Origin of the sequence: Microbispora sp. CA-102843 (genome assembly GCF_050936215.1) — a bacterium.
In the GTDB taxonomy this organism is placed as follows: Bacteria; Actinomycetota; Actinomycetes; order Streptosporangiales; family Streptosporangiaceae; genus Microbispora.
The window spans coordinates 7,559,218-7,574,207 of sequence record NZ_JBNJNF010000001.1 but is presented as its reverse complement, the minus strand read 5'-3'; the positions used below and the strand labels follow the sequence as shown (position 1 = coordinate 7,574,207).

Annotated in this window: 17 protein-coding genes and 1 pseudogene; 12 read left to right on the top strand and 6 right to left on the bottom strand. The window is 69.0% G+C overall.

The genetic code is table 11. The features are described from left to right. Window positions 1–25: 25 nt before the first annotated feature. From ACQEVJ_RS35055 to ACQEVJ_RS35000, 12 genes and pseudogenes are all read left to right on the top strand, one after another. Window positions 26–1,153, top strand: a pseudogene (locus tag ACQEVJ_RS35055) (MraY family glycosyltransferase); the annotation flags it as partial. Between the two features lie 380 nt (window positions 1,154–1,533). Beyond that, window positions 1,534–2,007, top strand: a complete 474-nt coding sequence (locus tag ACQEVJ_RS35050; protein WP_433108636.1) for a hypothetical protein — start codon at window positions 1,534–1,536, stop codon at window positions 2,005–2,007. 63 nt (window positions 2,008–2,070) lie between these two features. Next, window positions 2,071–2,286, top strand: a complete 216-nt coding sequence (locus tag ACQEVJ_RS35045) for a hypothetical protein (protein WP_079320510.1) — start codon at window positions 2,071–2,073, stop codon at window positions 2,284–2,286. A 132-nt stretch (window positions 2,287–2,418) separates the two neighbouring features. Next, a complete protein-coding gene (gene atpB, locus ACQEVJ_RS35040; protein ID WP_433108634.1) occupies window positions 2,419–3,210 on the top strand; it encodes a F0F1 ATP synthase subunit A in 792 nt (263 codons plus the stop codon). An 82-nt stretch (window positions 3,211–3,292) separates the two neighbouring features. Beyond that, the gene (gene atpE, locus ACQEVJ_RS35035) at window positions 3,293–3,523 is read left to right on the top strand and encodes an ATP synthase F0 subunit C (RefSeq protein ID WP_346226161.1); all 231 of its coding nucleotides are present in this window, start codon (window positions 3,293–3,295) and stop codon (window positions 3,521–3,523) included. Between the two features lie 29 nt (window positions 3,524–3,552). Continuing rightward, window positions 3,553–4,101: a F0F1 ATP synthase subunit B gene (locus tag ACQEVJ_RS35030; RefSeq protein ID WP_433108632.1), complete on the top strand. Its 549-nt coding sequence runs from the start codon at window positions 3,553–3,555 to the stop codon at window positions 4,099–4,101. Continuing rightward, window positions 4,101–4,910: a F0F1 ATP synthase subunit delta gene (locus ACQEVJ_RS35025; protein WP_433108630.1), complete on the top strand. Its 810-nt coding sequence runs from the start codon at window positions 4,101–4,103 to the stop codon at window positions 4,908–4,910. The genes ACQEVJ_RS35030 and ACQEVJ_RS35025 overlap by 1 nt, the downstream gene beginning before the upstream one ends. Window positions 4,911–4,934: 24 nt before the next feature. Further along, complete coding sequence (gene atpA, locus ACQEVJ_RS35020) at window positions 4,935–6,584, top strand: F0F1 ATP synthase subunit alpha (protein WP_433108628.1); 1,650 nt, start codon at window positions 4,935–4,937, stop codon at window positions 6,582–6,584. A gap of 3 nt (window positions 6,585–6,587) precedes the next feature. Then, complete coding sequence (locus tag ACQEVJ_RS35015) at window positions 6,588–7,487, top strand: F0F1 ATP synthase subunit gamma (RefSeq protein WP_433108626.1); 900 nt, start codon at window positions 6,588–6,590, stop codon at window positions 7,485–7,487. A gap of 1 nt (window position 7,488) precedes the next feature. Further along, window positions 7,489–8,916: a F0F1 ATP synthase subunit beta gene (gene atpD, locus ACQEVJ_RS35010; protein ID WP_433108624.1), complete on the top strand. Its 1,428-nt coding sequence runs from the start codon at window positions 7,489–7,491 to the stop codon at window positions 8,914–8,916. A 71-nt stretch (window positions 8,917–8,987) separates the two neighbouring features. Next, a complete protein-coding gene (locus tag ACQEVJ_RS35005) occupies window positions 8,988–9,389 on the top strand; it encodes a F0F1 ATP synthase subunit epsilon (RefSeq protein ID WP_079320504.1) in 402 nt (133 codons plus the stop codon). Between the two features lie 21 nt (window positions 9,390–9,410). Beyond that, a complete protein-coding gene (locus ACQEVJ_RS35000) occupies window positions 9,411–9,809 on the top strand; it encodes a DUF2550 domain-containing protein (RefSeq protein ID WP_433108622.1) in 399 nt (132 codons plus the stop codon). A gap of 30 nt (window positions 9,810–9,839) precedes the next feature. Here the strand turns inward: ACQEVJ_RS35000 and ACQEVJ_RS34995 are convergent, their stop codons facing one another. The 6 genes from ACQEVJ_RS34995 to ACQEVJ_RS34970 form a co-directional block, all read right to left on the bottom strand. Next, complete coding sequence (locus tag ACQEVJ_RS34995) at window positions 9,840–10,430, bottom strand: cob(I)yrinic acid a,c-diamide adenosyltransferase (protein ID WP_433108620.1); 591 nt, start codon at window positions 10,428–10,430, stop codon at window positions 9,840–9,842. Between the two features lie 53 nt (window positions 10,431–10,483). Then, window positions 10,484–11,092, bottom strand: a complete 609-nt coding sequence (locus tag ACQEVJ_RS34990) for a TetR/AcrR family transcriptional regulator (RefSeq protein WP_433108618.1) — start codon at window positions 11,090–11,092, stop codon at window positions 10,484–10,486. Between the two features lie 213 nt (window positions 11,093–11,305). After that, the gene (locus ACQEVJ_RS34985; protein WP_433108616.1) at window positions 11,306–11,923 is read right to left on the bottom strand and encodes a response regulator; all 618 of its coding nucleotides are present in this window, start codon (window positions 11,921–11,923) and stop codon (window positions 11,306–11,308) included. A 4-nt stretch (window positions 11,924–11,927) separates the two neighbouring features. Further along, window positions 11,928–13,220, bottom strand: a complete 1,293-nt coding sequence (locus ACQEVJ_RS34980) for a sensor histidine kinase (protein WP_433108614.1) — start codon at window positions 13,218–13,220, stop codon at window positions 11,928–11,930. Further along, the gene (locus tag ACQEVJ_RS34975) at window positions 13,217–14,059 is read right to left on the bottom strand and encodes an ABC transporter permease (protein ID WP_433108612.1); all 843 of its coding nucleotides are present in this window, start codon (window positions 14,057–14,059) and stop codon (window positions 13,217–13,219) included. Before ACQEVJ_RS34975 ends, ACQEVJ_RS34980 begins: the two co-directional genes overlap by 4 nt. 67 nt (window positions 14,060–14,126) lie before the next feature. Beyond that, window positions 14,127–14,951: an ABC transporter ATP-binding protein gene (locus ACQEVJ_RS34970; protein WP_433108610.1), complete on the bottom strand. Its 825-nt coding sequence runs from the start codon at window positions 14,949–14,951 to the stop codon at window positions 14,127–14,129. Between the last annotated feature and the right edge of the window lie 39 nt (window positions 14,952–14,990).

Here is a 14,990-nt window from a genome sequence, read left to right as displayed (position 1 = left end):
TCCGCCTATCCAGGAAACTAGGTCCGTGCGCGAATATCTCCTCTTGGCGCTCGTGGCGGCCGCGGTGACGTACCTGCTGGTGCCGCCGGTCAGGGCGTTCGCGCTGCGCATCGGCGCGGCACCCGAGGTGCGGGAGCGGGACGTGCACACGGTGCCCACCCCACGCCTGGGCGGGCTCGCGATGTTCGGCGGGATGGCGGCGGCGCTGCTGGTGGCGAGCAACCTGCCGTACGTCGGCAGCGCGTTCGACAGCGGCCAGACGGGCCAGACGGTGATCGCCCTCCTCGCGGCCGGCGGCCTGATCGTCATCACCGGCTTCCTGGACGACTGGCTCGGCATGGACGCGCTCGTCAAGCTGGGCGGCCAGATCGCGGCCGGCGGGCTGCTCGTCTACTTCGGCGTGTACCTGCAGTTCCTCCCGATGCCCCAGTCGATGGGCGGCTCCCAGGCCCTCGACACCACCCTGCACACGATCCTCACCATCATGATCGTGGTCGTCGTGATCAACGCGGTGAACTTCGTCGACGGGCTGGACGGCCTGGCCGCGGGGATCGTCGGGATCGCGGCGATGGCGACCTTCGCCTACTCGATCGTGCTGCAGCAGACCGCGAGCGGTTCGCGGATCAACGGGACGGCCGCCATCGCGGCGATCCTCATCGGGATGTGCGCGGGCTTCCTGCCACACAACTTCAATCCCGCCAAGATCTTCATGGGCGACACCGGCGCCATGCTGCTGGGCCTGCTGCTCGCCACCTCGCTGATCACGAGCCTGTCGTCGGTCGAGCCGGACGCGGTGGTCGGCAAGCTCAACCGGTTCCCGGTGATCCTGCCGCTGGTGCTGCCGATCGCGGTCGTGGTGCTCCCTCTGGCCGACCTGATCATGGCGGTCGTCCGGCGGACATCGGCTGGGATGTCCCCGTTCGCCCCCGACCGCGGCCACCTGCACCATCGGATGCTCGACATCGGCCACTCCCACCGGCGCAGCGTGCTGATCATGTACGCGTGGACGTTCCTGTTCGCCTTCGCGATCGTGGGCCTGTCGATCGGCCGCGTGCCGCTCATGGTGTTCCCGCTGACGATCGTGCTCGCGGTCGCGGTGCTGGTGATCATGGGCCTGCCACGGTGGCGATCGCGCCGCATCGCGACACAGGACCACAAGAGCGACCAGAAGATCGGAGCGCGTCCGGCCGGGAGCCGCTCGTCCGGCCCCGGCTCCGCCAGGCGCGGGACGACGGAGCACGACACGCTCGTCTTCCCCGTCGTCCCCCCGCCCGCCCCGCCGGTCACTCCCGGTCAGGCCGCTCCCGCCGCCCCCGGCCAGGCGGTCCCGGGCAGGCTCCCGGCGCAGGGTCGGAATCCCTACCCCGGTCAGGGCGCCCCGGGTGCCCCGGACGTCCCTCCCACTACCTCCCGCGCCGACACCGGGACCTTCCGCTGAGCCGTCCCCGCAGGTCGACGCCGACCCGAAACGCCAGGTAAAGGTGGCACTCCGGGGCTTGTGATAGCTTTCACTAGCAAGGGGCGAGGCCAACAATGCCCCAGCAGGTAGCAATCGCTCGTTTGACAACCGATTCTGGAGTCCCGATGCAGGCCAACGACGTGCGCGTGCTCAAGGGCGCCGCCGTGCCGACCTTGATCGTCGGTCTCGTCGCCGCCGTCGTCGCGGTGTTCACGACCGGTGTGAAGGGTGCTTTGGGCGCCGGCATCGGTCTCGTTCTCGTCGCCGCCTTCTTCACCGTCGGCCTGGCCGTCGTCTCCTGGGCCGGCCGGGTGTCGCCCATGGCGATGATGACGGCCGCCGTGGTGGGCTATGTCGTCAAGATTCTCGCGATCATGGCGATGCTCAACGTCTTCGACGGCACGACCGCGTTCGACTCCCGGGTGTTCGCGCTGAGCGTCATCGCTTGCACGCTCGCCTGGACCGTCGGTGAGATGCGCGGATTCATGAAATTGAAGATGCTTTATGTGGAGCCTGAGGCGAAGGTTCCCGGGCAGGGTCGCGGATGACCATGCGTACGGGGCAGCCCGATATGACTAGTCCGCATGGCTCCTGCTATCGTCGTGCCCGCGATGAGCGAACAGGAGCGCAGGCCCGAGACCGACGGCCGCGACTTTGCCGACGCCGCCTGGTCGGTCCCGAGCTATCTGCTGTCCGGGATCCTGGTATGGGGCGGCCTTGGCTGGTTGCTGAGCTGGTGGACCGGCGTGCACGCGTTCATCCCCATAGGCGTCATTCTCGGGGTCGGGCTGGCTGCCTACCTCGTCTATCTGAAGTACGGCCGCTGACAGCCGGCCCACTTCCCACGCTCTTCTGTTGATCCAATCGTTGAAGGGAACGCCCGTGCGCGAGCGTAGCGAACGGACGAACAAGCACATGCTTCGGGCATTCGGCCCCGAGCAGGTAGGCGAGGTGGCCAAGTGACCCCCCTCATGCTCGTCGCCGGTGACAACTTCACGGCGCCGGGACCGTCGATCTTCAACTTCCCGCCGCTCTATGAAGGCGCGCCGTACTGGCTGACCAAGCCAGTCCTGATGGCGATCTTCGGTGCGATCGTGGTGTCGGCTCTCGCGTGGAGCGCCTTCGCCAACCCCAAGCTCGTGCCGCGGGGCATGCAGAACATCGGCGAGATGGGCTACCAGTTCGTCCGCGACCAGGTTGCCCGGCCGTTCCTGGGCAAGGACGCCGAGCGGTGGATGCCGCTGCTCCTCAGCCTGTTCTTCCTGATCCTGCTGTGGAACTTCTTCGGCGTCATCCCGCTGATCCAGATCCCGGTCGCGTCGCACATCGCGTTCCCCATCGTCTTCGCGGTCACCATCTACGTGATCAAGATCTACCTGGGCATCAAGCACCAGGGCCTCGGCGGCTACTTCAAGAACATGATGTTCCCGCCCGGACTGCCGAAGCCGATCTACGTGCTGCTCGCGCCGATCGAGTTCCTGTCGAACCTGATCATCGCGCCCTTCACGCACGCCGTCCGACTCTTCGCGAACATGTTCGCCGGCCACCTCATCCTGGCCTTCTTCAGCATGGTCGGCTTCTGGTTCCTCTTCGAGAAGCCCACCCCGCTCGGTGCCGGTCTCGGTGTCGTCGGCGTTGTCATGACGATCGCGATGACCGGCTTCGAGATGTTCATCGAGTTCCTGCAGGCGTTCCTGTTCACCCTGCTGGCCGCCATGTACATCGGCAACTCACTGCACGCGGACCACTGACGGATTCCCCCGAGACCCGCCCTTTCGACGTAGACCTGACCGGTGAAGCACTCACCGGCCGACCAGTAAAGGAAGAACACCAATGAGCGTTCTCGCTGCTGTCACCGGCAACCTTGGCGCCATCGGCTACGGCCTCGCCGCCATCGGCCCCGGCATCGGCGTGGGCATCATCTTCGGCCAGGGCGTTCAGGCGATCGCCCGCCAGCCCGAGGCGTACGGCCTCATCCGGCAGAACATGCTGCTCGGCTTCGTCCTCACCGAGGCGCTGGCCCTCATCGGCCTCGTCGCCCCCTTCATCTACCCCACGAGCTGACGTACCCACTCTGACGGAAGGCTGCACCTATGACTCTGGCAGCTACGCTCCTGGCGGCCGAGGAGGCGGAGAACCCCCTCCTCCCGCACGCTTACGAGCTGGTCGTCGGCAGCTTCGCCTTCCTCGTCGTCTTCCTCGTCGTCGGAAAGATCCTCACCCCGCGCATCCAGAAGACGCTGGCCGAGCGGACCGAGGCTATCGAGGGCGGCATCAAGAAGGCCGAGGACGCCCAGGCCGAAGCCCAGCGCACTCTGGAGCAGTACCGGGCGCAACTCGCGGAGGCCCGCCAGGAGGCGGCCCGCCTGCGCGAGGAGGCCCGGGAGCAGGGCGCCGCGATCAAGGCCGAGCTCCGCGAGGAGGCCCAGGCCGAGGCGCGGCGCATCGTCGAGGCGGCCCACGCCCAGATCGAGGCCGACCGCCAGCAGGCGATCACCCAGCTCCGCGGTGAGATCGGCCGTCTGTCCACCGAGCTGGCGAGCCGGATCGTCGGCGAGTCGCTCGAGGACGAGGCCCGCCAGCGCCGCATCGTGGACCGGTTCCTCGAAGAGCTCGAGGGCCGTCCGGAGGCGGTCCGCTGATGCGCGGCCTCAGCAGGACCGCCTTGACGGAGGTCGAGGAGCGGTTCAACATCGCCGCCGCGACCGCCGACCTCGGTGCCCTCGCCGAGGAGCTGTTCGCCGTCGCCGACCTCTTCGACCGCGAGCACGGGCTGCGGCGGGGTCTTTCCGACCCCTCGCGCCCGGCCGAGCAGAAGGAGAGCGTCCTGCGCTCCCTGCTGCAGGGCAAGGTCGGCGACGCCACGCTGGAGATCGCGGTCGCCGCGGTCAGGGCCAAGTGGTCCAAGGCCGGCGACCTGCCGGACGCTTTGGAGCGCGTCGGCGTGATGTCCGCGGCCGCCGAGGCCGAGTCGGACCGCCGCCTCGACGACGTCGAGGACGAGCTGTTCCGCTTCGGTCGCATCCTCGCCGCCAACCCGCAGCTGCGCCGCGCGCTCAGCGACCCGGCCGTCCCGGCCGAGCGCAAGCGCGACCTGCTCGCCGCGCTGCTCGGCGGGAAGGCCGCCCCCTCCACCGTGCGGCTCGTCACGCAGGCGGTTGTGCACCCGCGGGGACGTAGCCTGGAGACGGCACTGGAGGAGTTCGGCTGGATCGTCGCGCGGGCGCGCGAGCGCCTGGTGGGCGTGGTCCGCAGCGCGGTGCCGCTCTCGCAGCAGCAGAAGCAGCGGCTCGCGGCCTGGCTGCGAGCCACCTATGGGCGAGACGTCCACCTGAACGTCGAGGTGGACCCGGAGGTGCTCGGTGGGTTCTCCGTGAGAGTCGGAGACGACTACATCGACACCACGATCGCCGGACGTATCGAAGAAGTCCGCCGCCGGTTGGCCGGCTGAGGCGAATAGGGAGACAAGAAAGAGATGGCGGAGCTTACGATCCGGCCGGACGAGATCCGGGACGCCCTTGAGCGCTTCGTCCAGGCGTACGAGCCGGAAGGTGCCGCGCGCGAGGAGATCGGGACCGTCGTCGACGCCGGGGACGGCATCGCCCATGTCTCCGGCCTTCCCTCGGCGATGGCGAACGAGCTGCTCGAGTTCGAGAACGGCACCCGCGGCCTGGCGCTGAACCTCGACGTCCGCGAGATCGGCGCGGTCGTCCTGGGCGACTTCAGCGGCATCGAGGAGGGCCAGCAGGTCCGCCGCACCGGCGAGGTCCTGTCGGTGCCGGTCGGCGACGACTTCCTCGGCCGCGTGGTCGACCCCCTGGGCAACCCGCTCGACGGTAAGGGCCCGATCGCCGCCGAGGGCCGCCGCGCCCTCGAGCTGCAGGCCCCGTCGGTGGTCCAGCGCCAGCCGGTGAAGGAGCCGCTGCAGACCGGCCTCAAGGCGATCGACGCCATGACGCCGATCGGCCGCGGCCAGCGTCAGCTGATCATCGGCGACCGCGGCACCGGCAAGACCGCGATCGCGGTCGACACCATCCTCAACCAGAAGGAGAACTGGCTCTCCGGCGACCCGAGCCGCCAGGTTCGCTGCATCTACGTCGCCGTCGGCCAGAAGGGCTCCACGATCGCCCAGGTGCGGGGCCGCCTCGAGGAGGCGGGCGCGCTGGAGTACACCACCATCGTCGCCGCTCCGGCCTCCGACCCCGCGGGCTACAAGTACATCGCCCCGTACACCGGCTCGGCCATCGGCCAGCACTGGATGTACCAGGGCAAGCACGTGCTGATCGTCTTCGACGACCTGACCAAGCAGGCCGACGCCTACCGCGCCGTGTCGCTGCTGCTGCGTCGTCCGCCGGGCCGTGAGGCGTTCCCCGGCGACGTCTTCTACCTCCACTCGCGTCTGCTGGAGCGCTGCGCCAAGCTCTCCGCCGACATGGGCGGCGGCTCGATGACCGGCCTGCCGATCATCGAGACCAAGGGCAACGACGTGTCGGCCTTCATCCCGACCAACGTCATCTCCATCACCGACGGCCAGTGCTTCCTGGAGACCGACCTGTTCAACGCCGGTGTCCGCCCGGCGATCAACGTCGGTGTCTCGGTCTCCCGAGTCGGCGGTTCCGCGCAGGTCAAGGCCATGCGCAAGGTGGCCGGCACGCTCCGTCTGTCGCTGTCCCAGTACCGCGACCTGGAGGCCTTCGCGGCCTTCGCCTCCGACCTGGACGCGGCCTCCCGCGCCCAGCTGGAGCGCGGCGCCCGCCTGGTCGAGCTGCTCAAGCAGCCGCAGTACAGCCCGTTCCCGGTCGAGAAGCAGGTCGTCTCGGTGTGGGCCGGCACCACCGGCGAGCTGGACGACGTGCCGGTCGAGGACGTTCGCCGCTTCGAGGCCGAGTTCCTCGACTACCTCGGCACCGCCCAGAAGGGTGTCTTCGACAGCATTCGCGAGACCAAGGAGCTGACGGACGACACGGTGACCGCCCTCAAGGACGCCATCACGGAGTTCAAGAAGGGCTTCACCACCTCCAGCGGTGAGCTGCTCGTCAACGACGCGCCGGTGGAGGCGCTGGACGCCAGCGAGGTCGGCCAGGAGAAGGTCGTCAAGCACGTTCGCAAGGTCGAGGCGAAGTAACCCATGGGTGCCCAGCTTCGACAGCTGCGGCGGCGGATCAAGTCGGTCAAGTCCACCGCGAAGATCACCCGTGCGCAGGAGCTGATCGCCTCGTCGCGGATCGTCAAGGCGCAGCAGCGGATGCAGGCGGCCGTGCCGTACGAGCGGGAGATCACCCACGCGGTGTCGGCGGTCCTGTCGAACACGACCAACGTCGACCACCCGCTCACGGTGGCCAAGGAGCAGCCGGCCACGGCCGGCGTCCTGATCGTCACAAGCGACCGCGGCTTCGCCGGCGGCTACAACGCCAACATCCTCCGTGAGGCCGAGGCGCTGAAGGGCCACCTGACCGGGCGCGGCCTGACCGTGAAGCCGTACGTCGTGGGCCGCAAGGGCATCACCTGGCACCGCTTCCGCAGCCGGGAGATGTTCGGCGAGTGGGACGGCTTCTCCGACAGCCCGACGTACGCCAACGCCAAGGAGATCGCCGACGCGCTCATCACGGCGTTCAAGGCGGAGGACGGGATCGACGAGATCCACGTCGTCTACACCGGGTTCGTCTCCATGCTGACGCAGAACGTGATCGTCAAGCGGATTCTGCCGCTCGAGGTCGAGGAGGCGGAGACTCCCCCGGAGGGCATCCCGCCTTACTACGAGTTCGAGCCGACGGCCGGTGACGTGCTCGACTCGCTGCTGCCGCGCTACATCGAGTCGCGCATCTACAACGCGCTGCTCCAGTCGGCCGCCTCCGAGCACGCCGCCCGGCGCCGCGCGATGAAGTCGGCCACCGACAACGCCAACGAGCTCATCCGCGTGTTCACCCAGCAGATGAACCAGGCGCGTCAGGCCGAGATCACCCAGGAAATCAGCGAGATCGTCGGTGGCGCGAACGCGCTGGCTGACGCCGCAGCGGGGAAAGAGTGAAATGACCGCACAGACTGTTGAGACCTCCGTGGGCCGTGTCGCCCGCGTCACCGGTCCGGTCGTCGACGTGGAGTTCCCCGTCGAGGCCATGCCGGACATCTACAACGCGCTCACCGTCGACGTCGAGCTCGCCGGCGAGACCAAGACCCTGACGATGGAGGTCGCCCAGCACCTCGGCGACAACATCGTCCGGGCCATCTCCATGCAGCCCACCGACGGCCTGGTCCGCGGCGCGGCGGTCAGCGACACCGGCGCCGCGATCTCGGTGCCGGTCGGCGACACCGTCAAGGGCCACGTGTGGAACGCCCTGGGCGAGCCGCTGGACGCGCCCAAGGCCTCCATCGAGGTCAACGAGCGCTGGCCGATCCACCGTCCGGCCCCGGCGTTCGACCAGCTCGAGGCCCGTACGGAGATGCTGCCCACCGGCATCAAGGTCATCGACCTGCTCACGCCGTACGTGAAGGGCGGCAAGATCGGTCTGTTCGGCGGCGCGGGCGTCGGCAAGACCGTTCTGATCCAGGAGATGATCCGCCGCGTGGCGCTGAAGTTCTCGGGCACCTCGGTGTTCGCGGGCGTCGGCGAGCGCACCCGTGAGGGCAACGACCTGTGGCTGGAGATGGAGGAGGCGGACGTCCTCAAGGACACCGCGCTCGTCTTCGGCCAGATGGACGAGCCCCCGGGCACCCGTCTGCGGGTGGCGCTGTCCGCTCTGACCATGGCGGAGTACTTCCGCGACGTGCAGAAGCAGGACGTGCTGCTGTTCATCGACAACATCTTCCGCTTCACCCAGGCGGGTTCGGAGGTGTCCACGCTGCTCGGCCGCATGCCGTCCGCCGTGGGTTACCAGCCGACCCTCGCCGACGAGATGGGCGTGCTCCAGGAGCGCATCACCTCCACCCGCGGCCACTCGATCACCTCCATGCAGGCGATCTACGTGCCCGCGGACGACATCACCGACCCGGCGCCGCACAACGCGTTCGCGCACCTCGACGCGCAGACCGTTCTGTCCCGGCCGATCTCGGAGAAGGGCATCTACCCCGCGGTGGACCCGCTCGACTCCTCCTCGCGGATCCTCGACCCGCAGATCATCGGTGAGGAGCACTACGCGGTCGCCCAGGAGACCAAGCGAATCCTGCAGAAGTACAAGGAACTGCAGGACATCATCGCCATCCTGGGCATCGACGAGCTCTCCGAAGAGGACAAGGTCACCGTTCAGCGGGCGCGCCGCATCGAGCGGTTCCTGTCCCACCCGATGTACGCCGCCGAGGCGTTCACCGGCCAGCCGGGCGAGTTCGTGCCGCTGGACGAGACCATCGCCTCGTTCAAGGGCCTGTGCGCCGGCGAGTACGACCACCTGCCCGAGCAGGCCTTCTTCATGGTCGGCGGCATCGAGCAGGCCATCGCCAAGGCGAAGGAACTCGAGCGCTAGGACGCCTTCGACGCCTGTACGGCACGGCCGTGGCCGGGCCGTACAGGCGTCCGTCGAAAGGGAGCTGAGAAGTGGCAAAGCTTCGCGTGGGCGTCGTTTCGCCGGAACGTGAGATCTGGACGGGCGAGGCCGACATGGTCATTGCCAAGACCGTGGACGGCGAGATCGGTATTATGCCGAACCACGCTCCCGTTCTCGGTGTCCTCGTCGAGGGCGGGGTGCTGCGCGTCAAGCGCGGCGACGAAGGCGACCTCGTGGCCGCGGTGCACGGCGGATTCATCTCCGTCGCCGACAACGACGTGTCGATCCTGGCGGAGGCGGCCGAGCTCGGCTCCGAGGTCGACGTCGCGCGGGCCAAGGACGCGCTGCAGCGTGCTCAGGCCTCGATCGAGGCCGACCAGGAGGACGCGGACGCACGGCTGCAGGCCAAGCGTGCGGCTGCCCGGCTGCGGGCGGCCGGCGAAGAGGTCTGACACGACAGGAGGAGGGCGGCATTGGCGGCGCTTGAGATACTCGCGGGCGTCTTCGCCGTGGCCGCGCTCCTCGTCATCCGGGGCTTCGTGCTGGCACGGGCCCGGGGCACGATCGTCTGCCGGGTACGGGACGGCCAGGGGGGCTGGAAGAGCGGGGTCGCCCGCTACGTAGGGGGAGAGCTCCACTGGATTCCGTTCCTGGGACTCGGTCTGAGGCCGCGCCACGCGATCGCGAGGCGCGGCCTCACTGTTTCCAGCCGGAGGATGCTCGACACGGGTGAGGGGCCCGCGGGCTACTGGACCGTCGTCTGCTCGGCCGAGCGCGGCCCGCTGTCCCTCGCGATGAGCGAGGACGCCCTCACCGGCTTCCTCGCCTGGCTGGAGTCCGCTCCGCCCAGCGCCCACCTCGACGCTGCGTGACGTTTGCCGCAGCGCGCCCCTCGGTTGTGCTCAGCGGGTGGCGCCGGGCTTCCAGAGGATCTCGTCGCCGGCGGAGGCCACGCGGCAGAGGATGAACATCAGGTCGGACAGGCGGTTCAGATACTTGGTCGTCAGGGGGTTCACGTCGTCGTGCGCCTCCAGCGCCGCCCAGGCCGACCGCTCGGCCCGACGTACGACCGTGCGGGCGAGGTGGAGGAAGGCCGTGGCCGGTGCGCCGCCGGGCAGGATGAAGCTGCGCAGCGGCTTCAGCTCCGCGTTGAACCGGTCGCACTGCTCCTCCAGCCAGGCGATGTACGGCTCCTCGACGCGCAGCGGCGGGAATTCAGAACTTTCGACGACCGGGGTGCACAGGTCGGCGCCGACGTCGAACAACTCGTTCTGCACCCGGCTCAGGACGGCCGTGACGTCCTCGGACAGGCCGCCGGTGGCGAGAGCGACGCCGATGGCGGCGTTGGCCTCCTCCACGTCCGCGTAGGCGGTCAGGCGGGGGTCGGTCTTGCGGGTGCGGCTCATGTCGCCCAGTGCGGTCGTGCCGTCGTCGCCCGTCTTCGTGTAGATCTTGGACAGGACGACCGGCTTGTCGTTGTCGGCTCGGGTCATGCCGCTCAGCGTAGTCGCCGCGCCCTGTTTCACCGGGCGGAGGCCGCCACGGGTCACTGGGTGGAGGCCGTCAGGGGGCCGTCGGAGGTGAAGGTGCGGCGGAAGATGTACACGGCGGTCTCGACCAGCTGCTCCGAGGGCGGGGACGGTTCGGTCATCACCCATTCGATGAGTAACTCGGTGATGGCGCCGATGAGGCCGAGCGCCAGCAGGTGCAGGTCGAGGGGAGGCATGCGCTCCGCGACCTGCGCCGAGGACTCTATGACCTTGGTGAACGAGGCCACCGCCTGCTGACGGGCGCCGCTGAGCACGTTGCCCGCCCGTCGTACCTCCAGGTGCATCAAACGGGCGCGCCGCACGTCCTTGGTGACGAAGCGGATGTATTCGGCGATGCCGGCGACGATACGGTCGTCCAGTGTGGGTGGGGCCGTGTCGATGGCCTCGGTAACCGACGCTAAGGTCTCTCCGATGCACCGCTCGTAAACCGCGCGCATCAGGTCCTCGCGGCTGGAGAAGCATTCGTAGAAGGCGCGATTGGAGATGCGCGCGGTCGCGCACAGCCTCTCGATGGTGGTGGCGTGGAAGCCGGGCTGGGCGAACAGGGTGTAGGCGGCCGCTATGAGCCTTTCCCTCCTGTCTGCAAGCCTTTCGGCAGCCGACATCCCCCGATAGTCCCGTCCCGCCACTTTTCACCTCACCCTGTCATGGTCCCCCCAGAAGTCCCCATTATGAACGCAAGATCCTTTTTGTGGAAGTGCTGAGAAATAAGCACTTTCGGGCTATGCCAAAGACGGCCATTAGCTTGACAAGGCCGTCAAGAGGTCAGCACGCTTACCAATTGGGATACACAGACCGCGCTGCAATTGCATCGGCAATTACAGCAGCCCGCGCGCCAGGGCGGTCGTCACCGCGGCGGTGCGGTCCGAGACACCGAGTTTCGTGAAGACCCGCAGCAGATGCGTCTTCACGGTGGTCTCACTGATGAACAACGCCTTGCCGATCTCGGCGTTGGTCAGTCCGCGCGCGACCAGGGCAAGCACCTCCGTCTCACGCCGCGACAGCGTCTCGGTCGCCGGCGCCCGCATCCGGGTCACCAGCCGGGTCGCCACGGACGGCGACAGCACCGTCTCGCCCCGCGCCGCCGAGACGATCGCGGCCAGCAGATCCGCCCGGGAGGTGTCCTTGAGCATGTATCCGGCGGCGCCGGCCTCGACCGCCCTGACGATGTCCTGGTCCGTCTCGTACGTGGTGAGCACGATCACCCGGCTGTCCGGCCGGTCCGCGAGGATGCGGGAGATCGCGCTGACCCCGTCGCCGCCCGGCATGCGCAGGTCCATCAGGATCACGTCCGGTGTGAGCTCCCGGGCCCGGACGACCGCCTCGTCTCCCGAGGAGGCCTCGCCGACCACCGTGACCCGCGGGTCGGACTCCAGCATTCCGCGCAGGCCCTCCCGCACGACGGGGTGGTCATCGACGATCATCAGGCGCAGCATCTGGTCACACTCCGGGGTGGGCGGGAAGGGGATCTGTGCGGCCGGGAAGGCCGGGGAGAGGCGAGGTGAGGGCGACGGGTCCGGCAGGCACGGCGACCTCCAGGACGGTGCCGGCGCCGGGCGCGCTCGTCACCGTGACGGAGCCGCGCGCCTGCTCCACGCGGGCGCGCATCCCGCGCAGGCCGTACCCGTCCGTGGGGGAGGGGTCGAAGCCGCGCCCGTCGTCGTGGACCTCGAGCACGACCGACTCCGGGCCGTAGGCCACCGTGACCTCGGCCCGGCTCGCCTGTGCGTGCTTGCGCACGTTGGCCAGGGCCTCCTGGGCCGCCCGGAGCAGCACCACCTCCACCGGGCGGGGCAGCGGGCGGGGCTCGCCGGTGACCGAGAAGCCCGTGACGATCCCGGTCTCCTCGCCGAGCCGGTCGGTCAGCCGGTGCAGCGCCTCGTCCAGGCTCGGGCCGTCCAGTGGCGCCGGGCTGAGCGCGCTGATCAGCGCTCGGGCCTCGGCCAGGTTCTCCCGTGCGGTCCGTACGGCCAGCGCCAGATGGCGGGCCGGGTCCGGCTGTGCCTCGGCCGCCTGGAGCAGCATGATGATGCTGGTGAATCCCTGGGCCAAGGTGTCGTGGATCTCCCCGGCCAGGCGTTCCCGCTCTGCCATGGCCCCGTGCTCGGCCGAGAGCCGGGCCACTTCGGCCCGCTGGGCCTCCAGCTCCTGGATGAGCGCGGCCCGCTCCTCGCTCTGCTCCATGATCCGTTCCATCCAGATGCCGAAGACGGCGGAGAAGAAGATCACGATGGTGGTGATGGTCAGGAAGTTGAACGCCGAGGTCCACTCGCCGCCCCCGATCAGGTAGCGAACGGTCAGCGGCAGGTTGAACGCGATCACCCCGAGAATCGCCCGGCGCGCCGGCAGCACCATGAAGCACTGCGGGCAGAGTCCGAAGAGCGAGAACGACGCCGAGGGCTCGATGAACGCGGCCGGGGTGAAGAAAGCGAAGAGCAGGACGAGGTAGACGACGCCCCGGCGCCTGTCGTCGTTCCTGATCGCGGCCCGGCCGAGCAGCAGGTAGAGGAGGGGGATCGCCGCCAGCAATCCGGTGGCGAGGACCCGCTGCCACAAGGGGAGGTGCCCCTCCATCGCGATGAACGCGGCCGGGAGCAGGGCCGAGATGACGAGCAGCACCTCCCAGCCGATCAGCCGCCGCCATACATGGGGTCCGGCGGGGTCCGGGGACCGGGGGGTGAACAAGCGGAGAGGCCGCGCGTACCCGGGCGGCCCGTCCACCGTTCCGCTCATCCGTCGCGCCGTCCCTTCCAGCGGAAGGTCGTCAGGCACAGCACCAGCCCTCCGATGACCCAGGCGCCCAGGATTAGGGCGATGCGGCCCAGTTCGTACGATTTGGCGAGCTCCAGTGTGGCACCCGCGTCACCCAGGAAGACCGAGCGGAAACCCTGGCACATCCACTTGAGCGGGAAGATCGAGGCGATCCGCGTCAGCGTCTCGGGAAGCTGGCTGATCGGGATGAACACCCCCGAGACGAACTGCAGCACCACGAACGGCATCGTGATCACCGCGGCCGCGCTCTTGCCCGACCGGGGCAGGCTGCTGATCGCGATGCCGAGCAGCGACGACCCGAGCACCCCGAGCACGAACACCCAGGCGAAGGTCAGCCAGCTCGAGGCCGCCGAAGGCAGTTCCAGGTCGAACATCGCCACCCCGATGGCCAGCAGAATGGCCACCTGAAGGAAGGACACCAGCAGGGTGTTCAGCGCCTTGCCGATGAAGTAGGCCGCGGGCGGCATCGGCGTCCCGGCCAGCCGCTTCAGCGTGCCGTCCTCCCGGTCCATGGCGATGCCGATGCCGAGGTTCTGAAAGCCCGTCATGGTGGCCGAGCCGATCAACCCGGCGACGTAGAGCTGGGAGACGCTCAGGCCGGTCCCCTCCACCTGATCGGAGAAGATCGACCCGAAGATCACCAGCAGGATGATCGGGAACGAGAAGGTGAACAGGACCGCGTCCTTCTCCCTGAAGAACATCCGGGTCTCCAGGGCCGCGCGGGACAGTCCCACGCGGACAGTGGAGGGCAGCCGGACGGGGGCGGCCGCGGCGGCCGGGGGTGCGGCGATCTCGGTCATGGGGGATGAGTCCTCTACTGATTGGGATGAGGTCGGAGCGGCGGGGCGCCGGGGTTCCGGGGAGGGGTCAGTCCTCGATCAGGCGGAGGTAGGTCTCCTCCAGGGTGGGCCGGGTCACGGTCAGTTCGGGGATCTCGCCGTCGAACCGGCGGGTCAGCTCGAGTACCGTCCGCGTCGGGGTGTCCGTCTCCACCGAACCGCCCGCCCAGCGGACCGTGGCCTTGGCGGTGGCCCGCCCGCCAAGGGTCGAGGGGGTGCCCTCGGCGACGATCCGGCCCCGGGCGACCACCGCCACCCGGTGGGCCAGGGCCTCGGCCTCGTCCAAATAGTGAGTGGTCAGCACGATCGTGGTCCCTCGGTGGGCCAGGTCCTGGATCAGCTCCCAGAACCGGCGGCGCGCCTCAGGGTCGAAGCCGGTGGTCGGCTCGTCCAGGAACAGCAACTCGGGGTTGCCGATCACGCCCAGCGCCACGTCCACCCGGCGGCGCTGGCCGCCGGACAACTGCCTGATCCGCTTGCCGGCCTTGTCGGTCAGGCCGACCCGCTCGATCACCTCGTCCGGGTCCGCCGGGTTCGGGTAGTAGCCCGCGAAGTGCCGGACCGTCTCCCGCACGGTCGCCTCGGCCACGTCGTTGGCCGTCTGGAGCACCACGCCGACCCGGGACCGCCACTCGCGCGTCGGCCGGCCCGGGTCGGTGCCCAGGACGCTCACCTCACCGGCGTCCCGGTGCCGGTAGCCCTCCAGGATCTCCACCGTGGTGGACTTTCCGGCCCCGTTGGGGCCGAGGATCGCGAACACCTCGCCCGTCCGGATGTCGAGGTCGATGCCTCCGACCGCCTGCACGTCGCCATAGCGCTTGGTCAGCCCGCGTACTCTCACCGCTGTCGTCATGGCTCAAGACTCGCGTCCGCACGGCTCGTGGGACACCAA